Annotated in this window: 2 protein-coding genes and 1 pseudogene; 2 read left to right on the plus strand and 1 reads right to left on the minus strand. The window is 68.8% G+C overall.

All coding sequences use genetic code 11. From position 1 onward, the window contains the following. Together WAW85_RS08645 and WAW85_RS08650 are read left to right on the plus strand one after the other, a co-directional pair. Nucleotides 1-673, plus strand: a pseudogene (locus WAW85_RS08645) (DUF3367 domain-containing protein); the annotation flags it as partial. A gap of 40 nt (nucleotides 674-713) precedes the next feature. After that, nucleotides 714-1,112: a hypothetical protein gene (locus WAW85_RS08650; protein ID WP_422559210.1), complete on the plus strand. Its 399-nt coding sequence runs from the start codon at nucleotides 714-716 to the stop codon at nucleotides 1,110-1,112. On the opposite strand, the gene WAW85_RS08655 is transcribed toward WAW85_RS08650, so the two are convergent. After that, nucleotides 1,079-2,299 (minus strand): acyltransferase family protein, encoded by a 1,221-nt coding sequence (locus WAW85_RS08655; protein WP_422559211.1) that lies wholly within the window; start codon nucleotides 2,297-2,299, stop codon nucleotides 1,079-1,081. The genes WAW85_RS08650 and WAW85_RS08655 overlap by 34 nt on opposite strands. Between the last annotated feature and the right edge of the window lie 156 nt (nucleotides 2,300-2,455).

Genomic DNA, 2,455 nt, shown 5'->3' on the forward strand with positions numbered 1-2,455 from the left:
GCTCCTCTCCATCCCGGAGAGCACCAACCGCGGCTGGCACGCGCGACTGAACGGCACCGAATTGACACCCGTGGTGGTGGACGGGTGGCAGCAGGGTTGGGTGATCCCGGCCGGGCTGGGCGGCACCGTCGTCCTCACCTTTGATCTCGACGGCCCGTACCGGTGGTCGTTGCTGATCGGCCTGGCGCTCGTCGGACTCCTCTTTCTCGCCGCCGCTTGGCGGGTCGGACCTCGTGGACCAGGTCGCGCGCAATCAGGCTCACCCGGCATCGGCGACGCCGCACGGCGCGATGACGAGGTCGTCGCGGAACCCGCAAGCCGTCGCAGCATGACCGCGCAGATCGTCGCCGGCATCGCCGGGTTTGGTACGGCGTGGCTGCTCGGCGGCTGGTGGGGGGTGGCAGTGGCCGCGATCGCCAGCGGACTCACCGCCGGCCTGGTGCGCCGTGCTCGCGTGATCATGGTCTTCGGCGCGATGGCGTTGGCCACCGTCCTGCTTGCTGTCGGGCCGTGGCATTCCGGGCTGCCATACACCGGACACGATGCCGGACCGCAGTTCGCTGCACTGTGCGCGCTCGCCTTCCTCATCGCCGGGACGATGGTGCCGCTACCCGGTCGAGCACCGGATGATGGGGTAGCTCCGGCGCCCGGCTACGGCCCCGATTCTGGGTGACTACTGGATCGGTTCGGGCGCACAGGGCACAATGTCCGGCATGAAGTCGCGAATCACTGCCGCCGTCGTCACCAGCTTCGCCGCGCTCGCGCTTGCGCTGCCCGCGGCGCCCGCCGAGGCCGCACCGCAGGGCCGCCCCGATCCGGGGCAGGGGATCGGTTTCTTCTCCACCAACCACGGCGTCGGCTGCTCGTACAGTCTGACCGTGCCGGTCAACGCGTCGGGCCTGGTCAGCTTCTACGACTGGAAAGGCCCCGGATATCCGCCCCTGTTGATCGGTCGCGCCATGGCCAGCGGCGCGAATGCCGCAGTGACCTGGTGGCCGCAGCGCGAAGGCTTGCGCCGCATCTACGCGGTGCAGAACGGCGAGAAGTCCCAGACCGCGAGGGTCCGGGTCACCCGCGGCTACGGCAGCGGCGGACTCTGCTTCGCCGCCTGATCCACCGACACCGACTCGGGCACAGAGCGCCCAGATCGTCGCCGTTCCCAGCGGACCAGCCAACGACGGCACGGGTCTTCGACGTATGCGTAACTCACCGCGGAGACGCCGAGCGTGAGGATGACGGTCGCCATCCAGACTGCGGCGAACTGGCCGTCGAACGCGGCGATCCCGAAGAGACCGAAGACGCAGGTCAGTACCGCGACATGCCAAATAAAGATGGCGTACGACCACTTGCCCGCAACGATCATCGGTCCCGAGTTGAGGAACCGGAACGGACCCGGGGCGCAGACGAGCGGCGCGATAATCGCGTAGGCGGCGATCGCACCGAGCACGATCTTGCCGACGTACTGCCAGTTCCCCAGATCGCCCATTCCGACCGGGCCGGCCAGCGGCGTACACGACAGTCCGTAACTGACCGCAGCCACCACCAGCATCAGCGGACGGTGAGCCGACAGCGCATAGGCGCGCTGGGCCGCCCCCGACGGCCGCGCGTCCAGTTCGATACTCGCCGACAGTTCCGCCAGGATCAGTCCGGCCAGGAACCACGGCAGATGCCCGAAAACCCAGTTCTTGCCCTCGACGCCGTCGGGCAGACCCAGCGCCGACACCACCCAGGCCCACCCGAGACTGGCCACCCCCAGACCGAGTAACAACGGGATGCGCCAGCGGGCACGCTCTCCCCGCAGTGCCAGTACGGCGTAGCCGATGATCGGCAGCAGCAGATAAAACGCGACCTCCACCGAAAGGCTCCACATCTGGGTGAGTCCGGGGGCGAGGGTCAGCGGGAAGAAGACCTGCGTCAACGTCACATTGGCGAACCACACCTGCAGCGAGGCGCCGCGGGCCTGCGGTAGCAGCAGAAACACGGCGACGATCGCCACCGTGTACGCCGGCCAGATCCGGACAAACCGGTGCCGCAGATAGCGCACCGGCCGGGGTGCGGGGACCTCCTTGCGGCGGGCAGCGGCCGCATACGACCGCCACAGCAGAAACCCGGACAGGGCGAAGAACAGAGCGACGGCCAAATCGAGCCGCCCCAAGATCGGCCCGAGCACCGGCCACTCGACGGCCCGCGTCTGGAATGCCACATGCGTGGTCAGCACACCCAGCGCCGCCACCGCGCGCATACCTTCCAACTGCGGAAAGTAGCGCCGGTAGTCCGGGGCAGTCGTAGCGGTCGTCATGGCGCCCACCAGGGTATAGACCGGGCAGCGGCACCGCCTAAGCTGGACCGCATGCCTGAGCAGCGACCGCGCCTGTCCACGCGCGAATTGATCGGGCCCACCGCGATCTTCTTCGCCGCCCTGCTGCTGGCCGCGGCCATCTCGGTCGGCCCGCTG

Origin of the sequence: Gordonia sp. (in: high G+C Gram-positive bacteria), from assembly GCF_049299075.1 — a bacterium.
Lineage (GTDB): Bacteria > Actinomycetota > Actinomycetes > Mycobacteriales > Mycobacteriaceae > Gordonia.

Coding starts and splice junctions, on each gene's coding strand:
- WAW85_RS08650 (WP_422559210.1), top strand. CDS start 714: ATGAAGTCGCGAATCACTGCCGCCGTCGTCACCAGCTTCGCCGCGCTC.
- WAW85_RS08655 (WP_422559211.1), bottom strand. CDS start 2,299: ATGACGACCGCTACGACTGCCCCGGACTACCGGCGCTACTTTCCGCAG.